This is a genomic window from Idiomarina sp. T82-3, from assembly GCF_001577655.1.
Classification (GTDB): Bacteria; Pseudomonadota; Gammaproteobacteria; order Enterobacterales; family Alteromonadaceae; genus Idiomarina; species Idiomarina baltica.
Genome location: NZ_LSBQ01000007.1, coordinates 20,064 through 38,720, shown reverse-complemented (window position 1 = coordinate 38,720; position 18,657 = coordinate 20,064). Strand labels below are relative to the sequence as shown.

Here is an 18,657-nt window from a genome sequence, read left to right as displayed (position 1 = left end):
AACCTCTATCGTTGTCGATTACTCTTTATTACGCGAGAACCCTGGCAGATTGCTCAGCTGCTGATCCAACCGATTACTGGTGGATTGCAGTTGTCCAAGCAATGAGTCAAGTCCTGCGTATTTCTGCCGTAGCGACGTCTCAAGCCTATCAAGCCGTTGACCTAATTGTTCGCGTTGGTCATCAATACGATCTAAGCGGTTATTTAATGAATCTGTTCGAGTTTGCAGTGACCCACCAAAACTGGTGTACGTGTTTACATAGTCTTCAATGCGCGACGCTAATCCGTTTTCGCCAGCAAACAGCTTTTCAAAATCGCCAAAACGTTCCTTCGCGACTTCACTGACACTGGTTAACGTGTTTTCCTGCTGCAACTTATTTTCGTCATCGATACCAAAGCCGGCGTTGAACATACTCAAGCCACCCGCTTCTTCACTGAGGAAGCGACGCATTTGATTCTCGATGCTACGTACGGTCGCATCACCTTGGAACTGCGCACCTTCGGCACCGGCTTGACCTAGTAATCCCATGACATTGTTATACGCCTTAACAAACCCGTCGATGTTTTTCCGCACCGCACTGTTGTCTTCGGCAATACGCATAGTCGCAGTCTCGCCATTTTGTGACTCTCCCTCAACAGTAATCGTTGAGCCTTGAATCACGTCCTCAAAGGTATTGTCAGCACTGGTCGCGTCGATACCATCGACACGAATTAACGCATCCGTAGCCTGGTCTTCAGCCGCAATACTCATGCCACCCGCGCCGCCAGCGTTGGCGACGGTCGATAATGCATCAAAGTCTGCATTGGTATTGGTAATTTCAATATCGTTGCCCGCGCCCGTTTCTGATGACGTTGCCACCAAACGCGCCTCTGAGCCGGTATTGATAATATTGAAAGTAACACCAAAGTTATCATCCGCGTCATTCACCTGTTTGCGAATGTCATCCAACGTTGCGTCGGCCGCGATATCCACCGTAAAGCTTTTATCGCCGGCACTGAATGTTAAGCTGCCAGATTGCGAACTGATCACTTGTTCGGCATCCGTAAATGCACCTGCCGAAGAGGTCGCACGACTGCCCTTTGCCATATTGACCACTTCAACTTCAAAACTACCCGGTGCCGCATCGCCATCACTCGATACCGAGATGATATCGCCCGACTCGGGTTGCGTTACCGTGGTTTTGTTTTTGTTGTACTGGTCGACATCAGCCAGTTTAGCCGCAGCATCTTTAAAGTCAGACATGACGGATTTCAGCTCCCCAATAAATGAGAGCTCAACCGACAAGTTGCTTTCTTGTCGATTCAGACGATTGACTTTAGGCACGCGCTCCGCTTCAATCGTCGCGTTTACGATGCCTTCTAAGTCTAATCCTGATTGTGCCCCGAGGGATGAAATACCTGCCATGTTAGGCCTCCTTAAATACTGCTGTCGAACAGATAACCGCTACGACTATCTTCGTTATCGACCAGTTCATCAATAGCTTTAGCGATCTTCACCGCCACTTCCGACGGAATTTGTCGAATCACATCGCCGCTGTCTTTATCGACCACCTGTACCACTGGCGGTTCATTATTTTCCTGCATGACAAATTGCAAACTGGTGTTACGAATTGCCTCAGACTTATTAAGCTGTGCAATACGTTCAGCCATTTCGGCCACACTCGCGGGCGTACTGATTGCCGCTTGCTCTTCCTTTACTGCATCGCTTGGCATTGCCGCATTATTTTGTTGCTGCATTGCCTTTACAGCGCCCATCACCTGTTCACGCAGTTGCCCACGGCCTGTTACGGGATCCGCGGCATTACTGCTGTTGGCGCGAGTGATGTCTCTGGAACTGATGGTAAATTCACCCATAACCGTGTCCTCTCTGTAGTATGGTTATGATAGCGTGTCAGCGCAAAAATTACACTGGTACGTGTTGGTTATCGGCAAGGGGTGGATGAACTTTAGTGATTTTTTTGAATGTTTTTTGAGCTTGGATGGCGGCTGCGCCGCCAGGCTGGGATGCGGCTCGCTGCGCTTGCCGCAGGCTGTGCGCATGTGCGCTTCGCGCCATGCGGCTGTGCACAAGCGGGTTGTGCATGGCCACGTGGAGCGTAGCGACACGTGCACAGCCTGTTACGAGCGGAGCGAGTAACATCACAGCCTGCGGGCGTAGCTCGCATCCCGGCTTTGCTCCAGTTTCCCGCGAAGTCGGTGAAGTCCAACATAAATCTGTCGTAGCGCCCGACGCCATTGTTCTCGCTGCTCTGTCTCAATCCACTTTAATCGTAAAGCTATCTGCAATTGTGTATCGAGTTCTGCGCATGAACCGATGGCGTAATAGAGGATTCTTCGCCGGTCAGCGGGTGTGTCTCGTGTCATAGCTTCGGCAATATTGCTGGGTATCGAAATGGCGCTGCGGAATATCTGGTCTTTGAAACTGAAATTTTTGCTGTGCTGGAAGGCTTCCATGATTTCAATGGCGATATCGAGTGAGTATTGCCAAAGCCAGAGTTTTTGATAATTCATTATTTTTGATGGGTGATGAGGGGTTATTGCAGTTTAGGTGATGCTTTTTGAGTTTGTGGATGATTGTGGTGTGAGACTTCTGAGTGTGGATGGCGGCTTTGCCGCCAGGCGAGGATGCGGCTCGCTTCGCTTGCCGCAGGCTGTGTGCATGTGCGCTTCGCGCCATGCGGCTGTGCACAAGCTGCTCGTGCACAGCCTTGCCGTGCGAAGCACAGGCAAGCAAAGCCTGTTACGAGCGGAGCGAGTAACATCACAGCCTGCGGGCGCAGCCCGCATCCAAGCTCAAAACAAAAAACGGCCCCCGAAGGAGCCCTCTGAATTCCAGTAGACTGTTTAAGTCGTCGCGGGTTCTCCAATAAAGGATTAACCCAACAGTGACAATGCAGCCTGTGGACGCTGGTTCGCCTGCGCCAAGATAGTCGTTGACGCCTGCTGAGTGATCTGCGCCTGAGTCAGCTTAGCTGTCTCTGCCGCGAAATCCGCGTCACGAACACGTGAACGTGCCGCCGATACGTTTTCAGAGATATTGCTCAAGTTCGAAATCGTGCTTTGGAAACGGTTTTGAATCGCACCCAAATCCGCGCGTTGACCATCAATATCTGCAATCGCACCGTCGATCACAGCAATTGCCTTCTGTGCGCCTGATACAGACGAAATATTAATATCTTCGACAAAATTCTTTGACGTTGTTTGACTCACATCCCCAGTGGTCTCAGAGCCACCTGTAACATCAAATGAATTCTCAGAACTGAATTTCAACGTTGAAGTTACTGCCGACTGCAAACCATTAGTTGTATTCACAGTTACTGCGCCTGCCGCTTCATCAGCATTATCGAAAGTTAACTCACCACCAGTCAACGCAACTTTAACACCATCGACGCCACTTGCAGAAAGAGACACGGTCGAGCCATCCGATGAGGCATCAAGCCCTGCGGCAGATAGCTTTTCAGCTAGGGTATCTGCTGTATCAGCCGTTCCAATTTTAAATTCTTGCTCGCCAACAAAGATCGAGCCTTGAGCTGACGATAACCCACCAATTTCAACATTTGCAGTAGCATCAGCTCTAACTCCTAGTCCGGCATCGTTAATAGCTTGTGCAGCCTCAGTTACACTACTACCGCTTGCGACCACTACACTGCCAGCAGAACCACCAGAAGTTATAGACAAGGTTTCAGAGGCAGTTGTTTCAGCATAAGATACTGCCGCACCGGGACCTTGCGTCGCTTGACCAAAAACGGAACCCGCCGTTGAACCTTCTGCGAATAACCCTCCGATAGAATCAGACGCTGTACTCGAGAGGCTTAATGAAATAGTTTCGTTGGCGTTAGCTCCAACTTGGAACTGCTTTGACCCAAACGAGCCGTCAATCAGTTTTTGACCACCGAAAGAAGTTGTTTCAGAAATCCGATCCAGCTCTGATTGCAGTGATGATACTTCTTTCTGCAATGCTGCGCGGTCTTCTGAGCTGTTTGAACCGTTAGCTGATTGCAGTGCTAGCTCACGCATGCGCTGAAGGATGTTGGTTGATTCTGACATTGCGCCTTCAGCGGTTTGTGCTACTGATACGCCGTCGTTTGCGTTACGGGTTGCTACGTTTAAGCCGTTAATCTGTGAGGTTAGACGGTTTGAAATTTGTAGACCAGCTGCGTCGTCTGCCGCGCTGTTAATACGGAGGCCTGACGACAAACGTTGGAAAGCTTGGTCAAGCGAGTTGCCTGATTTAGTCAACTGGTTCTGTGCGTTCAACGAGCTGACGTTAGTATTTACGTATAAAGCCATTTTTCATGCTCCCTTAGTTTGATACAAAAGCTTGGTGTTACCAATATTGTGTCGCCAAGCTGGAGGAAGGGTAGGCTTGTTTTTTGCCTGGTTAAAATTTCCTCTCACAAGGGGTATCGGCGGGTAGTTGGGATCCTTTAGAAAAAATTTTAATTTTTTTAGCAGGGGGGTCTTTAGTGGGGATGGCGGCTTCGCCGCCAGGTTTGGATGCGGCTCGCTGCGCTTGCCGCAGGCTTTGTTCGCGTCCGCTTCGCGGCGCGAGGCTGTGTACAAGCGAGGGTCTGCTCTTACACAGCCTTGCCGTGCGAAGCACAGGCAAGCAAGGCCTGGCGCAAGCGCAGCGAGCGCCATCACAGCCTGCGGGCGCAGCCCGCATCCAGGCTCAAAGTTTATTGGACGTAATCAAACAAGCTCAGTTGATTGATACGCGAAAACACTTGTTGTGATGCTTGGTATAGGGTTTCGTTCTTGACTAGTTCGGTGACGGCTTCGTTGTAGTCGACGTCGGCGAGTTCGGCGCGGGCGGTTTGGTTCACGACGTCGGCATCGCGGAGTTGGGTGCGCGCGGACTCCATGACGTTCATGCGGGCGCCGATGTCGGCTTGGGTGCCGACGACGTTGTCCATGGCTTTGTTGAGATCGTCGAGCGCCCAGCTGGCTTCGTCTTCCCATTGGCCGTTGGTGCCTTTACCCTCGAGTGCGGCGGCGAGGTCGCTCACTAGCGTGATGGGGTTACGGCCGATGGGTTCTCCATTACTGATTTGGATGGTATCGCTTGCGCTGGGGCTTGCGTCTTCAGCGAGGGTGATGTCCATGCCGTTAAAGCTGATTTTGCCATCGGTAATGGCGCCACTGGCGAGGTTATTACCGCTGGTGTCGTCGATACTGTAGTTGCCGGCGCCGTCAAAGCTGATGTTAAAGTCGCGTGGGTTACCGTTACTTTGTTGTTGCTCGGTAAAGTCGGTGAATTGCTCGCGGTTGCTTACGCGCAGTTCGCCGACGAGGTTTTGGCCGCTTTCGACGTTGATGTCGACGCGTTGTGATACGTTGGCAAACGGTTTGCTACCGGGTTCGTTGGCGGCGAGTTTGAGGTTGGGGGTGAGCTGTATGTTACGCGCCCCTTGGTCGCTTACGTATTGGTAGCTTTGGGTGCTCGCGTCGTATTGCATGGGCTCTTTGCGGCTTTGAAAGCCGGCGAACATGTATTCGCCTTGTGCATCGCGGGCGTTGGCTTGGTCAACCAATTGCTTTTCGATAGCGCGTAGCTCTTTTGCGACGGCTTTGCGATCGTCGGCGCTATAACTGCCATTCACGACGCCAACGGCGAGTTCGCGCGCGCGTTGCAGGCCACTGTTTACGCCATCGAGGTTGGCCTCTGATTGGCGTAAGTTGGCCTCGAGGCTGGTACTGTTGCGCATGAATTGCTCGTTCTGCGCCAGCGCATTGTTGAGGTTCATGACTTGCGAGTTAGCAATCGGGTCATCTGATGGTGACAGTATTTTGGTCTGACGAGTGAGCTGTTGCTGCACTTTATACAGCGCGCTCTCGGAGCGCTGTAGTGAGTCGAGTCCACGTTGAAACATTAAGTTAGTACTAATACGCATCGTTTATTACCCCACTGCGTTTAACAGGCTGTCAAACGTACGTTGTGCGACGGTGATGATTCGAGCGGCGGCGTTATACGCGCGTTCGAACTGAATCAAGTTGGCGGCTTCTTCTTCTAGATTGACGCCCGACTTTGCTTCGTACATCGCTTGTGTTTGTGCTTCGATGGCTTGCGCTGCATCGCGGCGCGAGCGTGTTTGTTGAACGTAGCTACCAATATCAGATACCACGCGCGAGTAGCCTTCTGCAAAGGTCATGTTGGCATCGTCGCTGTCGGCTGACGAACGCCGTAGCTGCGCGTTTTGTTGTAGCTCGGTAAAGGCTTCGCCATTGCGATTGTCATCAAAGCCATCGGTGTTGTATTCGATTGAATAGCTGTCGCCCGCCGCAGGCTGACCATTGATACTGATATCGTAGTCAAGCGGTGACCCTGCAAAGGGTGCCGGGTTGCCGTTGGCCGCCGCTTGGTCGTTGGCTTGCTGCGCTAGGTTTTTAAGGTCACTTAAACCCGTTAATGTGATGTCACTGCCATTTTTGCGACTCAGCGTTACATCGAACGTGCCATCACTGTTGACCGCATCGACCGCGACGCCGGTTGGGGCACCGTCGGCGAGTGTTTTGCCAGCGGCATCGAAGAAGTTACTGGTGCCATTGATAGACTCCAATTCAATGTTAGCCGAGCCTTGGTTTTCAAGGTCATCGCTGACACGTACCGGCTTTGCAAGTGCTAGGTCTTCTGGACGGCTAATTGCCACGCCAATATCGCCCGCGATGTCTTCGACCGGTTTGGCGAGGAATTTATCGCCGTCGCTTGCGGCGCTAAAATTCGCCGAGGTCAGCTCAACGCCATATTCTTCAACAGCGATGGCGCTGGGGTTGCCGGCGGTACTGATGGTCACTTCAGGTGCATTTTTGATGGCACGCCCTTGGTTATCGGCGGCTTGCACCGTAAAGGTGTCGGCACCGGTTTTTGTGATCAGCAGGTTGTCTGATGTCAGTTTGGCACTGTTACCTTCTAACAGGCCCACATTAATATTGGCATTGCCGGTGTTTTCTTCAAAATCCAGAGCGCGCACGGGGGTGCTACTGAGGTCAAACAGTTTTTGCCCGAGTTGGTTGTCGAGATCCATGCCCTTTTGGTTTTGCGAATTCATGGTGTCGGCGATACGTAACGCCATTTGACCGATGCGACGTTGCGCGGGAAGCAGCTGATTATCGCGGTAATCCATGTAACCACCAAGCGCAGAACCTAGCTGATCTGGCTTGAGATAAAACTTGGTGGGATCGGAGCTATTCGTCGACTCAATTTGAATTTCAACGCGACCGGTATCCGGCTGGCTGTTCGCCGTGATCATGTTATAACGACCATCTTTTAATACCAATGGTACGCCATTCTTTAAGTTGACTTGCACCGCGTCAGAATCGCTTTTGACTACGTCAAACGATACTAACTTAGACAGCTCTTCTAGCTGTTGGTCGCGTTGGTTTCGCAGTGAGTTGGCATCAAAGCCTTTGACGTTAGATGAGCCGAACTTGAGCTCATTATTGAGCTCGGCAATATTCTTCGACAAGGTGTTAATCTGCTGAACAGAGTCACGCACACGCTCGTTCACAATGTTCTCTTGATCATTTAAGTAACGAGAAAAGTCGCTCATGCGTGTCATTAACCCCTCGGCTTCGCTGATCACGACTTGGCGATTGGTCAATGAGCTGGGATCGTTATTGGCATCTTGCACACTGTTAAAGAAGCTGGTCACTGCACTATTGATACTGCTTTCAGTGTTTCCTAACAGTGAATCGAGTGGCTCGGCTTGATCGAGTTTACCGTTTTGAAAGGCGACATCCATATGGGAGCGGTTCAATTGACCAACAATGTATTCGTCGATCATGCGGCGCGATTCGACACCCCGTAAGCCCCCAAAGGGATTACTGACATACTCTGCTCGCTCACGCACGTAGTCCGGGTTATTGATGTTGTTGATGTTCTGCCCGGTGATCGCGAGTGCGCGTTGATGCGCTAAAACCGCAGTTTGTCCTTTGGTCAATAAATCAAATGACGCCATAAATGGTCGCTCCTAATACTTCGTCTATTACGGTTATCGACAAAAACAGCAAAAAGTTAAGTGTAAAATTACGTAAAGCGGCAATGAGTTGCCGCTTATAACCGTTGCATAATGGACTTAACCTTGTTGGCGTAGTTAGGATCCGTTGCATAGCCCGCGCTCTGTAATTGCTCGATATATTGGGCGGGATCCTCGGCCGCTGCGACGGCTTGTTGATAACGCGGATGTTCTGTTATGAAACTAGCATAATCGTGTAAACTTTGCTCAATATTTTGGTAACTACGAAATGCCGCGCGTTGCTTGTTGGCTTGGTGGCCATCAAACTCTAAAGTGTTTACATGCGACTGTTCGCCTTGCCAACGACTATCAGCCTTAATATTAAACAGATTATTACTCGAGCCGCCATGCCGTCCCGGTACCATGCGCTGTCCCCAGCCTGTTTCTAACGCCGCTTGAGCGATCAATGCTTTGGCGGGTAAGCCGGTTTCTTTGGCAACCGCTTCGGCTTGTGGTCTTAAAGCATCGATGAAGTCATTTTGGCTGGAAATGTGTTGTGCTTGATCACCAATATTGAGTGTATTCACCCGGGTGTCTCCGTAAAACAACCCGACAGGACGCCCGCCTTGGTCACTTAAGCGAGTGGAGCGATTATTCACGACCGCGGCTCTTGGGTCATCGAGTTTTGCGCCAACCCGTTGCTGCGTATCAAATCCACCCTGCTTGCTCAGTTGCTGAACCATCAGATCCGCGAGTCCGAGTGACCCCTGATTTGATAACTCTGACGTGAGTTGTTGGTCATACATGTCGCGGTACATCTTTGTGTAGCGGCTATTGAGCATGTTGCCTTCCGCAAACACATCGTTGGCTTTACGCATGCTTCCCATGACCATGTTTAAGAAAATCGCTTCGAACTGTTTCGCCGCCTCGCGCAGGGCTTGTTCTTTGTCGTCACCAAAGGCTTGTTCACGAAGGTTGTCGAGCGCGTGGTTATCAAGCACTGCTCCAGTACCTTGCGCTTTGGGCGCAAGGTCATACAAGCGAGTGGCGTCGGTATTAAATAACGATGAGCTCACCGGAAATAGCTCCTGCTTGCTTTAAGGCTTCCAGTACGGCGATGATATCGCCAGGGGCCGCGCCGACTTGATTTACCGCTCGCACCAAATCATTCAATGTGGTGCCTGGATTAAACACAAACATCCGCGCATCTTCCTGCTGTATATCGACCACACTCTGTGGGGTGACCGCAGTATCACCTTGACCAAACGGATTGGGCTGGTCGACTTGCATGTCCTCGGTGATAGTCACTTGCATGTTGCCATGTGCCACCGCGGCTGGACGTAACTCCACGTTTTGACCCACTACGATTGTGCCCGTGCGGGCGTTGATTATAATTTTCGCCGCCGCCATCGCTTGTTCAACTTGCAAGTTTTCAAGCGTTGACATGTAGCTCACTCGTTGACTTAAATCGCGCGGTGCTTTAACACGAATCGACGTTGCATCAATGGCTTGCGCCATGCCCTCACCCACTAAACCATTGATCGTGTTAGCGACACGTTTGGCCGTGGTAAAATCGGAATCATGCAGATTAAAGGTAAAGTAGTCGCCTTGCGCAAATGCGGTGGGGATCTCACGCTCGACAATAGCGCCGCCTGGAATACGGCCGACGGTAGGCGTATTGATTACAATTTTAGAACCATCGCTGCCCTCTGCACCCAAGCCGCCAACAATGAGGCTACCCTGCGCAACAGCATACACTTCACCGTTGGCGCCTTTCAAAAAGGTTTGCAATAGCGTGCCGCCGGTTAAGCTATCAGCGCTCCCCACGGAGGATACGGTGACGTCGATTTTTTGACCCGGTTTGGCAAATGCGGGAATTTCGGCATGCACAGCCACCGCCGCCACGTTATTAATTTTTGGACGCTGACCTTGGGGTACGTTGATACCAAAGTTGCCGAGCATGGTTCGGAACGTCTGATCGGTAAAAGGTGTTTGCTCACCCGTACCGGGTAGACCCACCACTAAGCCATAGCCGATAAGTTGGTTTGAACGAATGCCTGCGACAGAGGCAATATCTTTGATGCGTGATGCTTGCACCGGCAGCACTAACTGACCCATGATGGCAAGTCCAAGTAACATCACTTTAAGAAAGTTCACAGCGCGTCTCCTTATCCGTTAAAACGGCCAATAACTGCTGTTAAAGAAACGAGTGAGCCAGCCTTGCTCTTGAGTCGAAGCCAGACTACCGGTGCCACTGTATTCGATACGCGCGTTCGCCACGCGAGTAGACGGAATGGTGTTATCAGCGCTGACATCTTGTGGGCGAATAATACCCGTCAACCGAATATACTCGTCACCGGTGTTAATGCGTAACCATTTCTCGCCACGCACAATTAGGTTACCGTTCGCCAGCGTTCGAATCACGGTCACGGTAATCTCGCCCGATAGTCTATTGCTCTGGTCAGCGGTTGCATCACCGGTAAAATCGCGCGTTCCTCCTAAGTTGGCAGAAATGGGGTTGCCATTAATGGTCGCCGCTTGCCCAAGGATCGTAGGTACCGGTAGGTCAACATTACTCTCCTTCGTGGTCTGTGCGTTCGCCGATTTACTCGCCGTCGTACGCTCTTGAAGGGTAACCGTAATAATGTCGCCTAATCGACGCGCTTTGATGTCTGAATACATATTATCGGAGTACTGCGCTTGATACAGTGAACCCGTCGGTACGACCGGTTCTGCACGTTCCTCGGGCAGTACGGGCGCGTAGTATGGGTCATTCGGCATCGGTGCTGGCTGGTTGCTACTGCAAGCAGCCAATGTCACTAAAACCCCGGCCATGATAATCAGGCGCATACTCACCTCCACCGTTATAACTGCTGATTAATGTAGCTCAACATTTGGTCCACCGATGAAATGACTTTTGAATTCATCTCGTAGCCCCGTTGCGCTTCAATAAGATTAACCAGTTCTTCTGTGACGTTCACATTCGATGTTTCTAGCATTCCCTGACGCACATTACCGACACCATCGACACCGGGCACGGACTCTTGTGGTGCGCCGCTGACTGCGGTTTCTTTATAGAGGTTTTGTCCGATGGGCTCGAGGCCCGCGGGATTAATAAAGCTGGCTAGGTTCAACTGACCGATAACAGCGTTTTGCGCATTACCAGGCTGACGTACGGTGACTTCCCCTTCCTGTGAGATACTCAGTGAGATAGCGTCTTCTGGGATCTGAATCTGAGGTTCAATAGGATAACCGTTGCCCGAGGTAACCAGAGTCCCCTCCTCGTTTACTGAGAACTGACCATTACGTGTGTAGGATAAGGTTCCATCGGGCATCAATACTTGGAAGAACCCCTTGCCATTGATCATCACGTCGAGCGAGTTATCGGTCGTCTGGACATTACCTTGCGTATGGGATTTTTGGGTTGCTACGACTTTAGTACCAGCACCGAGCATCAAGCCATTGGGGAGTTCTACGTCCTGCGCTGATTGGCCGCCTGGTTGATTAATATTTTGATAGAGTAGATCTTCGAAAATCGCGCGGCTTTTTTTAAAGCCCACGGTACTGGCGTTTGCTAAGTTATTCGAAATCACCGAAATGTCGCGCTGTTGTGCGTCGAGTCCGGTTTTACTAATCCATAATGCGGGGTTCATAATCTATCTCCTCGACACGCGTTAGCTCATGCGCATCAATGTTGCTGAACGCTGAGCGTTCTCATCAGCGGTTTTCATCATTTTGACGTTCATTTCGTATTGGCGCTGAAGCGCTATCATGCTCGTCATTTCACCAATTGCATTGACGTTGCTTCCCTCTAACGCCCCCACCTCAAGTTTGACGTTAGCGTCCGCCAGCGCTTGCTGACCGTCTTTTAATGCAAAGTATCCATCCGTGGTCTTTTCAACATTGTTAAGCGGCGGGTTAACCAATTTAATTCGATCAACAATTTCGTTCGCGTCTTCCGGTGCACCTTGTGGGCGAATCGAGATATTGCCATTGCGACCAATGGTGAGCGAGTCAATCGGCATTGGAATGAGCACTGGACCGGCGTCGCCCATGACAGGATCACCTGATGAAGTACGCAACATTCCGCCAGCGTCAATTTCTAAACTCCCGTTGCGGGTGTAGCGCTCGTTACCATTGGCATCCTGCACCGCTATCCAGCCTTGGCCGTTGATAGCCACGTCAAGATTACGTCCGGTAGTGCGAATCGGGCCTTCGGCAAAATTTTGCCCCGGGCTTTCTGTCATCGAAAAGACCCGCGTTGGCAGTCCTTCACCAAAGGCCTGCATTGAGCGAGCTTGCTCTAGATCTGCTTTAAATCCAGTGGTGTTGGTGTTAGCCAAATTGTTGGCGCGTACCGAGACGGCTTTCATGTTCTCGTTGGCACCACTCATGGCAATCCACAGCATTTTATCCATCGCTGACCTCCAGCCAAAAATTTGTCATCTGGGTACTAGCTATGCAGAGTTCGTGCCAAAATAGAGGCATTCCCTACAAAATAGGTGGTCAACATAAAAAAAGGCTTGCCGAAGCAAGCCTTACTGTATGCTCTCAAGCCTTCGTCATTGATTAACGAATCTGTAAGATGTTCTGTTGCAAGCTGTTATTGATTTCAAGCGAACGTGAGTTGGCTTGGAAATTACGCTGTGCAGAAATCAGATCAACCAATTCTTTGGTCAAATCAACGTTTGAGTTTTCCAGTGCTGAAGCTTCGATGGTACCAAATACGCCTGAGTTTGCTTCACCCGAGGTTGCGATACCTGACGACTGACTTTCTGACCAAGACGCATCACCGAGCTGGGTCAAACCCTGTTCGTTGGCAAAACGCACTAACGCGACTTTGCCTAAGTATTGGACGTCACCGTTTGAGTAGCTCGCTGAAATCAGGCCGTCTTCCGCAATGTCGATGTTGGTTAAACGACCGACCGTTGTACCATCTTGTTCAAGTAGGTTGACGCTAAAATCTGAAGCGAACTGAGTGGGCGCTGTGTCTCCGCCTTGATCGAGACGATCGCGGTAGAAGATCTGTACGTTTTGCGAGGTATCGGCGCCATTACTTAACACATTGGCTAGCGAGATGCTTGCCGGTGGGAAAGTATCACTGTCGAGGTTATAGCCGCCTGGATTTGGCACGCCCACCGGTGAACCGCTTTGGTCAAATACGATACGCTGGCTCGATACGGTATTATCAACACCGTCGCCCGGTGAAGGCTCATAGCTTGGTGCACCGGTATAACCTTGTGATGGATTGGTGTCGACCATTTGACCATCGACTGTATTGTAAACATCCCACACGTTTTCCTGACCGCCGACATCTGCCGCGTTACGTTTTACATAGTAGGTTGTCATCACATGCGACTCACCTAAGGAGTCATAAATTGTGGTTGAGGTGGACGAGGTGTACGACGTCGGATCCTCTGGATTAAACCCATTGCTAACATCAATACCTGGTGCACGCGCATCAAGGTTAAATGATTGGTATTGGTTTTCGGTCGCTGACGGTGCACCGGCTGAATCGGGAATACGGATCGGTCCGGATGCGGCAAGTGACGTTGATTGAGTTGCACCGCTGGCACTATCGACTGGGAAGCCATGCAAGAACCGGCCTTGGTTGTTAACGATGTAGCTGTCATCGTTAAGTTTAAATGCGCCGGCACGAGTGTAGGTAAAGTCTTGCTGCGCGATACCTGATGTGGTCGCGAAGAAGCCATTACCGCTTATCGCCATATCCAGTGAGTTCTGGGTAAAGTTAAGCGTGCCCTGGCTGAACTGTTGCGCAACAGAGGCGGTCGCAGAGCCGTTACCGGTCTGTTGGTCGGAGCCACTGAAAATATTGTTGGCAAAGACGTCGGCGAACTCTGCGCGCGAACCTTTAAAGCCAGTCGTACGAACGTTCGCCACGTTGTTCGCGGTGACATCCAGATCTTTTTGAGCGGATGAAATCCCGCTAAGTGCTATATTGAATGACATAAGTCACCTCGCTTGTTAGCTTATCTCTGAAACTTGATTAAATTTGATGCCGCCTAGGCCTTTGAGGTTAAGTACAACTCCCTCGCCGTTGCCCATGCTGACGCTTTGAACTTTGGCACGCATTTGTAATGGCACTTCGACCCGCTCACCCCCCATCGTGCTTTGTGCTGTCATGCTATACACGCCTTCGGGGACCGGTTCGCCTGCTGAGTTAGTGCCATCCCAGCTAAAGTCATGAAGCCCTTGCGACATATCGCCGAGGTCAATGACATCAACCACCTGACCCACTTTATCTTTGATGGTGACCTTCGTCCCATAGCCGGATTGCTCAAGCGCAATGGCGCCGGTCGCAGTTCCGCCCGACTCAACAAAGGTTTTGTTGGATGGCACCAGCACATCGCGGCCCACCATGGTCGATGCCTGCAGCGCCTGATTTGAACTCATGTTTTGGGTAAACTGAGTAAACTGACTGGAAAGCTGACTAATGCCTTCGGCCATTGAGAAGCTCGTCATCTGTGAGATCATTTGATCATTGTCGACGGGCTTCGTCGGGTCTTGCATGTTGAGCTGTTCGGTCAGTAGCTTAAAAAAGTCCTCCTGCTCGAGCTTTTGCTGTTCCGACGGGTCCGCGGCTTCTGCCCCTTCTTCTCGTCGCCAGCGCATGCTATCGATATAGGAGTTATTGCTTACACCGTCCATCGGTTATCTCCTGTTAGCCTTGACCTAAGCGCAACAAGCGCTGAGTCATGGTTTTTGCAGTATCCGCAACTTGTACGTTCGTTTGATACGAGCGTGAGGCGGAAATCATGTTTGCCATTTCTTCCATCGTGTTGACGTTGGAGCGATAGATGTACCCGTTTTTATCCGCCATCGGATGGTTAGGGGCGTATTCGATTTGCAGCGGCTTATCGCTTTCCACGACGCCTAAGACCTTGACTCCTGCCGACTGGCCGGCTTGAGTTTGGTTGGTCAGCTCGGTGCCGTGGTATTTGCCGCTTGCATCCGATAGTGCTGCCGCAAAGATCGGGCTTCGCGCGCGGTAGGTTTCGTCGATACTGCTGCTTACCGAGTTAGCATTCGCTAAATTGCTGGCGGTTGTATTTAAGCGCACGGACTGTGCGCTCATTGCCGATCCACTGATGTTAAAAATGTTGAATAGACTCATGGGTTAGTTCCTATGCTTGGCCACTGCCTAACGCTTTTTTGACACCACTGATCTTGCCGTTGAGGAAGTTCATGGTCATTTCGTATTCCAATGCGTTTTTGGCATACAAGTTTTGTTCCACTTGCACATCGACGGTGTTGCCATCACCGGTATCCGGTTGTGAGGGAACGCGGAACTTTTCTTGACCTTGTGGGCTGATTTCAACCGAAAAATGCTTTTCGTGGGTACGCGCGAGTGAGTGGCTCTGAATGCCACGTTGGGCTTGTGCTAGTGCTTGTTGAAAGTCGAGCCCCTTGGCTTTGTAGCCTGGGGTATCGGCGTTGGCAATGTTGTTTGCAATAAGCTCGGCGCGCTGGGTACGAATACCCAGCGTGTATTGCTGAATACCGAGCAACTTATCCATGCTGAGTGCCATAATTTTGTCTCCCACGTATTAGGTGAGAAACATAATGCACGATTCATGCCAAGCTTAATTTTTGCGCTGGTATATAATGCCGGGGTTACAGCGGATCATGTCAAAGTCGTCAGTTAAGCCAGATATCGACTCAGACGCACCAAGAAACAAGTAGCCGTTAGGATTGAGGGATTGCTTAAATTGGGCAATGATTTGCCGTTTAATTGCCGCCGAAAAGTAAATCAATACATTTCGGCAAAAAATAACATCAAACTTGCCAAGCAAGGCATAGCTGTCGAGCAAGTTTAAATGACGAAACTGAACAAACTGCTTCACTTCATTTTTAAGTACGGCAACGCCGGGCTTAGCGCCGTCTTCAAAAAATCGCTTACGTCGTTCGGGAGATAAACCTCGGACGATAGCTAAACTGTCATATTCAGCTTTGGCACATTGTTCAAGTACCTTATTTGATATGTCAGTCGCAGTGATTTTAATCCCGCCTTTTAGCGCACCGGGGTTGCGCGCTTTATATTCGAGGTATGTCATTGCGATAGAATATGGCTCTTGGCCGCTTGAACAAGCGGACGACCAAATTTTTAACGGCTTGGTTTCATTTTTATACACGTCGAAAATGCGATTGGCGAGGATTTCAAATGGGTAACTGTCTCGGAACCAGAGCGTTTCGTTCGTGGTCATTGCATCAATCACGGCTGAGCGTAAAGCACGCTCGCTGATTTTCATTGAGCGTTTGACGAGTTCTGACAGCGAATCGATACTAAAGCGGCTCATCAACGGTGATAGCCGGCTTTTTACTAGATACAGTTTGTTGTCACCTAATACGATCCCGCATTGATGTTCTAAAAACTGTCTAAACTCTTGATACTCTGCTGTGTTGAGTTCTTTATTACTCGTCATTTACTGCATTAATCCATTAATCGACATCAGCGACAATATTCTCTTCATTGAGCCACTTTTTAACTGCCGAGGCGAGTTCATCGGGATGAAATTTAGCGATGAAGTCATCGGCACCGACTTTTTTAACCATCGCTTGGTTAAACACACCACTGAGCGACGTATGTAGAATAACACGAACCGCTGCCAGTTGGGGATCGGCTTTTATTTCTGCAGTTAAGGTGTAGCCATCCATAACGGGCATTTCGACATCGGAAACGATAACAGGAACATGAGGATGCACATCACCCGACACCTCTTGCGCTTTTTCTTTCAACCAATCCAACGCTTCTTTACCGTTCTTTTTAACTTCCAGTGGAATCTCCAATGATTCGAGCGCACGCTTTATTTGTCCACGAGCCACCGCGGAATCATCGGTTATTAAAATCGTCAAGTTATCTTTCGAGACATTAATCGGTTGATTTTTAACTTCGTCGCTAACATCCGTATTGACTGGCGTGATGTCGGCTAGAATCCGTTCGACGTCAATAATCTCGACGAGCTTTTCGTCGATTTCAGTGACTGCCGTCAAATAAGCATCTCGCCCGGTCCCCTTCGGCGGCGGCATGATGTTTTCCCAGTTGATATTGATAATACGATCAACGCCCCCGACCAGGAATCCCTGTACGGTCCGATTGTACTCGGCAATGATAATAAAGCGATTTTCAACATCAGTGATTGCAGGTCCGCCAGTCGCCATACTCAAATCAATGATGGAGATTGCTTGTCCCCGAATGTGCGCGACACCTCGCACGAGTCGATTACGGCGAGGAATCGATGTCAGGCGTGGACAGGGTAACACTTCGCGTACTTTAAATACGTTGATGCCAAACCGTTGATTTCCTGCTAATCGAAATAGCAGCAGTTCAAGGCGGTTTTGACCCACCATTTGTGTACGTTGATTCACCGAGTCGAGGATACTGGCCATGTGTGCTCCTGTTTGCCGCGCCTCATGCGCTGGCATGTTCTTTGCTTGCAATACCGTTAAGCGTCTTTCTCAGGCGGCTGTGTCAATCGATTGACGACTAAAACAACCCATTACGGTTGTTGTCGGCCTGAGTCACCTAAAACTTTAAACGGAGTTGGTATGATAGTACGAACCTTGCAGATAATCAGTTCGATTTTTCTCATATTGACCTCATCGGTCGCCATGGCGGATTCCGACACTTACAACTATAAACAGTTACAAGCCATGGCGGATAATTTTGTAAACCAACAAATTGTCCAACCCGATAGCGGTCGGGTTGAAGTTGTAGCGAATTCGCTTGATCCACGTATGACGCCCAAACTGTGTGCCCACGAACCTCAAGTTGATTTCGCGCGTAACTCTTCTTTGGAACGTTATACCACGGTAGAAATTAAATGCCAGTCGCAACCGGCGTGGCGTACTTATGTGCCCGTTCGTATTTATCGCTATAAGACCGTTTGGGCAGCCGCGACCCCGATGCAACCGGGGCACTTGATTGCCGCCTCCGACTTAACCCAAGTGGAGGTCGATGTTAGTCAAGTGCGAGCTAACCTGTTTGAAGATAATCAATTGCTGATTGGCTCGCGAACTAAGCGCCGAGTTGCGGCGGGTAAGGCCATTGAGGCGCGTGACACATGTCTTGTATGCGAGGGAGAACAGGTTACAATAGTGGCTAAGAGTAAAGCGTTAAAAATTACTGCGACGGGGGAAGCGCTTGCTGATGGCTTGCAAGGTGAGTCGGTTGCCGTGAAAAATGTCCGTTCAAACAAGTCGTTAGAGGCGATAGTGACAGGTTTAAACGAAGTTACCGTCAATTTGTAGGTAAATATACGTAGTTTTTTTATATATTCAGCTAAAGTTATGTGTCGCGACGCCGATAGCAAATTGAGAACGTATAGTTAATGAGGTTTCATCATGGCAATCAATATCAACAATAACGGTGTTAAGAACAATACGATTGACACCAAACAGACACAACGTCAAGTGTCTAGCAACAGTAATGGTCAGACCGACAGCGCAACGCAAAAAAGTGCTGAGTCGGTGTCGTTGACATCGGAAGCGAAAAACATCAATGCTTTACAGGAAAAAGCAATGAACAGTAGCGGCATCGATCAAGCGAAAGTAGACCGCATTAAAGCGGCAATCGAAAACGGCTCCTATAAAGTAGACGTTGAGCGCCTAGCGTCAAAACTGGCACAGTTTGAGGGTGACTTATTCGGCGACTCCATTGATACTGATAAACAATCATAGGGCGC

General features: G+C 50.1%; 19 protein-coding genes. 2 read left to right on the top strand and 17 right to left on the bottom strand.

The genetic code is table 11. The features are described from left to right. Positions 1 to 18 precede the first annotated feature (18 nt). The 17 genes from fliD to AWU56_RS06095 form a co-directional block, all read right to left on the bottom strand. On the bottom strand, positions 19 to 1,404 hold the full coding sequence (gene fliD, locus AWU56_RS06175; RefSeq protein ID WP_286682025.1) for a flagellar filament capping protein FliD: 1,386 nt from the start codon (positions 1,402 to 1,404) through the stop codon (positions 19 to 21). Between the two features lie 11 nt (positions 1,405 to 1,415). After that, positions 1,416 to 1,853, bottom strand: coding sequence for a flagellar protein FlaG (locus AWU56_RS06170; protein WP_006954864.1), 438 nt, complete (start codon positions 1,851 to 1,853; stop codon positions 1,416 to 1,418). 285 nt (positions 1,854 to 2,138) lie between these two features. Next, on the bottom strand, positions 2,139 to 2,510 hold the full coding sequence (locus AWU56_RS06165) for a four helix bundle protein (RefSeq protein ID WP_286682024.1): 372 nt from the start codon (positions 2,508 to 2,510) through the stop codon (positions 2,139 to 2,141). A gap of 363 nt (positions 2,511 to 2,873) precedes the next feature. Then, positions 2,874 to 4,289 carry a flagellin gene (locus tag AWU56_RS06160; RefSeq protein ID WP_286682023.1) on the bottom strand — a complete coding sequence of 472 codons (1,416 nt, stop codon included), beginning with the start codon at positions 4,287 to 4,289 and terminating at the stop codon, positions 2,874 to 2,876. A 389-nt stretch (positions 4,290 to 4,678) separates the two neighbouring features. Next, positions 4,679 to 5,893 carry a flagellar hook-associated protein FlgL gene (flgL, locus tag AWU56_RS06155; protein WP_286682022.1) on the bottom strand — a complete coding sequence of 405 codons (1,215 nt, stop codon included), beginning with the start codon at positions 5,891 to 5,893 and terminating at the stop codon, positions 4,679 to 4,681. A gap of 6 nt (positions 5,894 to 5,899) precedes the next feature. After that, a complete protein-coding gene (gene flgK / locus AWU56_RS06150; protein WP_286682021.1) occupies positions 5,900 to 7,957 on the bottom strand; it encodes a flagellar hook-associated protein FlgK in 2,058 nt (685 codons plus the stop codon). A 95-nt stretch (positions 7,958 to 8,052) separates the two neighbouring features. Further along, on the bottom strand, positions 8,053 to 9,030 hold the full coding sequence (flgJ, locus tag AWU56_RS06145) for a flagellar assembly peptidoglycan hydrolase FlgJ (RefSeq protein WP_006954857.1): 978 nt from the start codon (positions 9,028 to 9,030) through the stop codon (positions 8,053 to 8,055). Then, positions 9,011 to 10,111, bottom strand: coding sequence for a flagellar basal body P-ring protein FlgI (locus tag AWU56_RS06140; protein WP_006954856.1), 1,101 nt, complete (start codon positions 10,109 to 10,111; stop codon positions 9,011 to 9,013). Before AWU56_RS06140 ends, flgJ begins: the two co-directional genes overlap by 20 nt. 18 nt (positions 10,112 to 10,129) lie before the next feature. After that, positions 10,130 to 10,804, bottom strand: coding sequence for a flagellar basal body L-ring protein FlgH (flgH, locus tag AWU56_RS06135; protein WP_006954855.1), 675 nt, complete (start codon positions 10,802 to 10,804; stop codon positions 10,130 to 10,132). Between the two features lie 14 nt (positions 10,805 to 10,818). Beyond that, positions 10,819 to 11,607 (bottom strand): flagellar basal-body rod protein FlgG, encoded by a 789-nt coding sequence (flgG, locus tag AWU56_RS06130; RefSeq protein ID WP_006954854.1) that lies wholly within the window; start codon positions 11,605 to 11,607, stop codon positions 10,819 to 10,821. 21 nt (positions 11,608 to 11,628) lie between these two features. After that, complete coding sequence (flgF, locus tag AWU56_RS06125) at positions 11,629 to 12,372, bottom strand: flagellar basal-body rod protein FlgF (RefSeq protein WP_006954853.1); 744 nt, start codon at positions 12,370 to 12,372, stop codon at positions 11,629 to 11,631. Positions 12,373 to 12,523: 151 nt separating this feature from the next. Beyond that, positions 12,524 to 13,924: a flagellar hook protein FlgE gene (gene flgE / locus AWU56_RS06120; protein ID WP_006954852.1), complete on the bottom strand. Its 1,401-nt coding sequence runs from the start codon at positions 13,922 to 13,924 to the stop codon at positions 12,524 to 12,526. Positions 13,925 to 13,939: 15 nt separating this feature from the next. After that, complete coding sequence (locus AWU56_RS06115) at positions 13,940 to 14,623, bottom strand: flagellar hook assembly protein FlgD (protein WP_006954851.1); 684 nt, start codon at positions 14,621 to 14,623, stop codon at positions 13,940 to 13,942. 13 nt (positions 14,624 to 14,636) lie between these two features. After that, a complete protein-coding gene (gene flgC / locus AWU56_RS06110; protein ID WP_006954850.1) occupies positions 14,637 to 15,089 on the bottom strand; it encodes a flagellar basal body rod protein FlgC in 453 nt (150 codons plus the stop codon). A gap of 10 nt (positions 15,090 to 15,099) precedes the next feature. Next, positions 15,100 to 15,504, bottom strand: a complete 405-nt coding sequence (flgB, locus tag AWU56_RS06105) for a flagellar basal body rod protein FlgB (protein WP_006954849.1) — start codon at positions 15,502 to 15,504, stop codon at positions 15,100 to 15,102. Between the two features lie 54 nt (positions 15,505 to 15,558). Next, entirely contained in the window at positions 15,559 to 16,398 is an 840-nt protein-coding gene (locus AWU56_RS06100; RefSeq protein WP_286682020.1) for a CheR family methyltransferase, read from the bottom strand. A 16-nt stretch (positions 16,399 to 16,414) separates the two neighbouring features. Beyond that, entirely contained in the window at positions 16,415 to 17,362 is a 948-nt protein-coding gene (locus tag AWU56_RS06095; protein WP_286682019.1) for a chemotaxis protein, read from the bottom strand. A gap of 159 nt (positions 17,363 to 17,521) precedes the next feature. Between AWU56_RS06095 and flgA the strand changes: the two genes are divergently transcribed. Together flgA and flgM are read left to right on the top strand one after the other, a co-directional pair. Next, entirely contained in the window at positions 17,522 to 18,223 is a 702-nt protein-coding gene (gene flgA, locus AWU56_RS06090) for a flagellar basal body P-ring formation chaperone FlgA (protein ID WP_006954846.1), read from the top strand. A gap of 93 nt (positions 18,224 to 18,316) precedes the next feature. Further along, positions 18,317 to 18,652: a flagellar biosynthesis anti-sigma factor FlgM gene (flgM, locus tag AWU56_RS06085; protein WP_006954845.1), complete on the top strand. Its 336-nt coding sequence runs from the start codon at positions 18,317 to 18,319 to the stop codon at positions 18,650 to 18,652. Positions 18,653 to 18,657: the final 5 nt, after the last annotated feature.

Excerpts from the sequence above, each read along its gene's own strand:
- fliD (WP_286682025.1), bottom strand. The coding sequence starts at position 1,404 with ATGGCAGGTATTTCATCCCTCGGGGCACAATCAGGATTAGACTTAGAA.
- AWU56_RS06170 (WP_006954864.1), bottom strand. The coding sequence starts at position 1,853 with ATGGGTGAATTTACCATCAGTTCCAGAGACATCACTCGCGCCAACAGC.
- AWU56_RS06165 (WP_286682024.1), bottom strand. The coding sequence starts at position 2,510 with ATGAATTATCAAAAACTCTGGCTTTGGCAATACTCACTCGATATCGCC.
- AWU56_RS06160 (WP_286682023.1), bottom strand. The coding sequence starts at position 4,289 with ATGGCTTTATACGTAAATACTAACGTCAGCTCGTTGAACGCACAGAAC.
- flgL (WP_286682022.1), bottom strand. The coding sequence starts at position 5,893 with ATGCGTATTAGTACTAACTTAATGTTTCAACGTGGACTCGACTCACTA.
- flgK (WP_286682021.1), bottom strand. The coding sequence starts at position 7,957 with ATGGCGTCATTTGATTTATTGACCAAAGGACAAACTGCGGTTTTAGCG.
- flgH (WP_006954855.1), bottom strand. The coding sequence starts at position 10,804 with ATGCGCCTGATTATCATGGCCGGGGTTTTAGTGACATTGGCTGCTTGC.
- flgG (WP_006954854.1), bottom strand. The coding sequence starts at position 11,607 with ATGAACCCCGCATTATGGATTAGTAAAACCGGACTCGACGCACAACAG.
- flgF (WP_006954853.1), bottom strand. The coding sequence starts at position 12,372 with ATGGATAAAATGCTGTGGATTGCCATGAGTGGTGCCAACGAGAACATG.
- flgE (WP_006954852.1), bottom strand. The coding sequence starts at position 13,924 with ATGTCATTCAATATAGCACTTAGCGGGATTTCATCCGCTCAAAAAGAT.
- AWU56_RS06115 (WP_006954851.1), bottom strand. The coding sequence starts at position 14,623 with ATGGACGGTGTAAGCAATAACTCCTATATCGATAGCATGCGCTGGCGA.
- flgC (WP_006954850.1), bottom strand. The coding sequence starts at position 15,089 with ATGAGTCTATTCAACATTTTTAACATCAGTGGATCGGCAATGAGCGCA.
- flgB (WP_006954849.1), bottom strand. The coding sequence starts at position 15,504 with ATGGCACTCAGCATGGATAAGTTGCTCGGTATTCAGCAATACACGCTG.
- AWU56_RS06100 (WP_286682020.1), bottom strand. The coding sequence starts at position 16,398 with ATGACGAGTAATAAAGAACTCAACACAGCAGAGTATCAAGAGTTTAGA.
- AWU56_RS06095 (WP_286682019.1), bottom strand. The coding sequence starts at position 17,362 with ATGGCCAGTATCCTCGACTCGGTGAATCAACGTACACAAATGGTGGGT.
- flgA (WP_006954846.1), top strand. The coding sequence starts at position 17,522 with ATGATAGTACGAACCTTGCAGATAATCAGTTCGATTTTTCTCATATTG.
- flgM (WP_006954845.1), top strand. The coding sequence starts at position 18,317 with ATGGCAATCAATATCAACAATAACGGTGTTAAGAACAATACGATTGAC.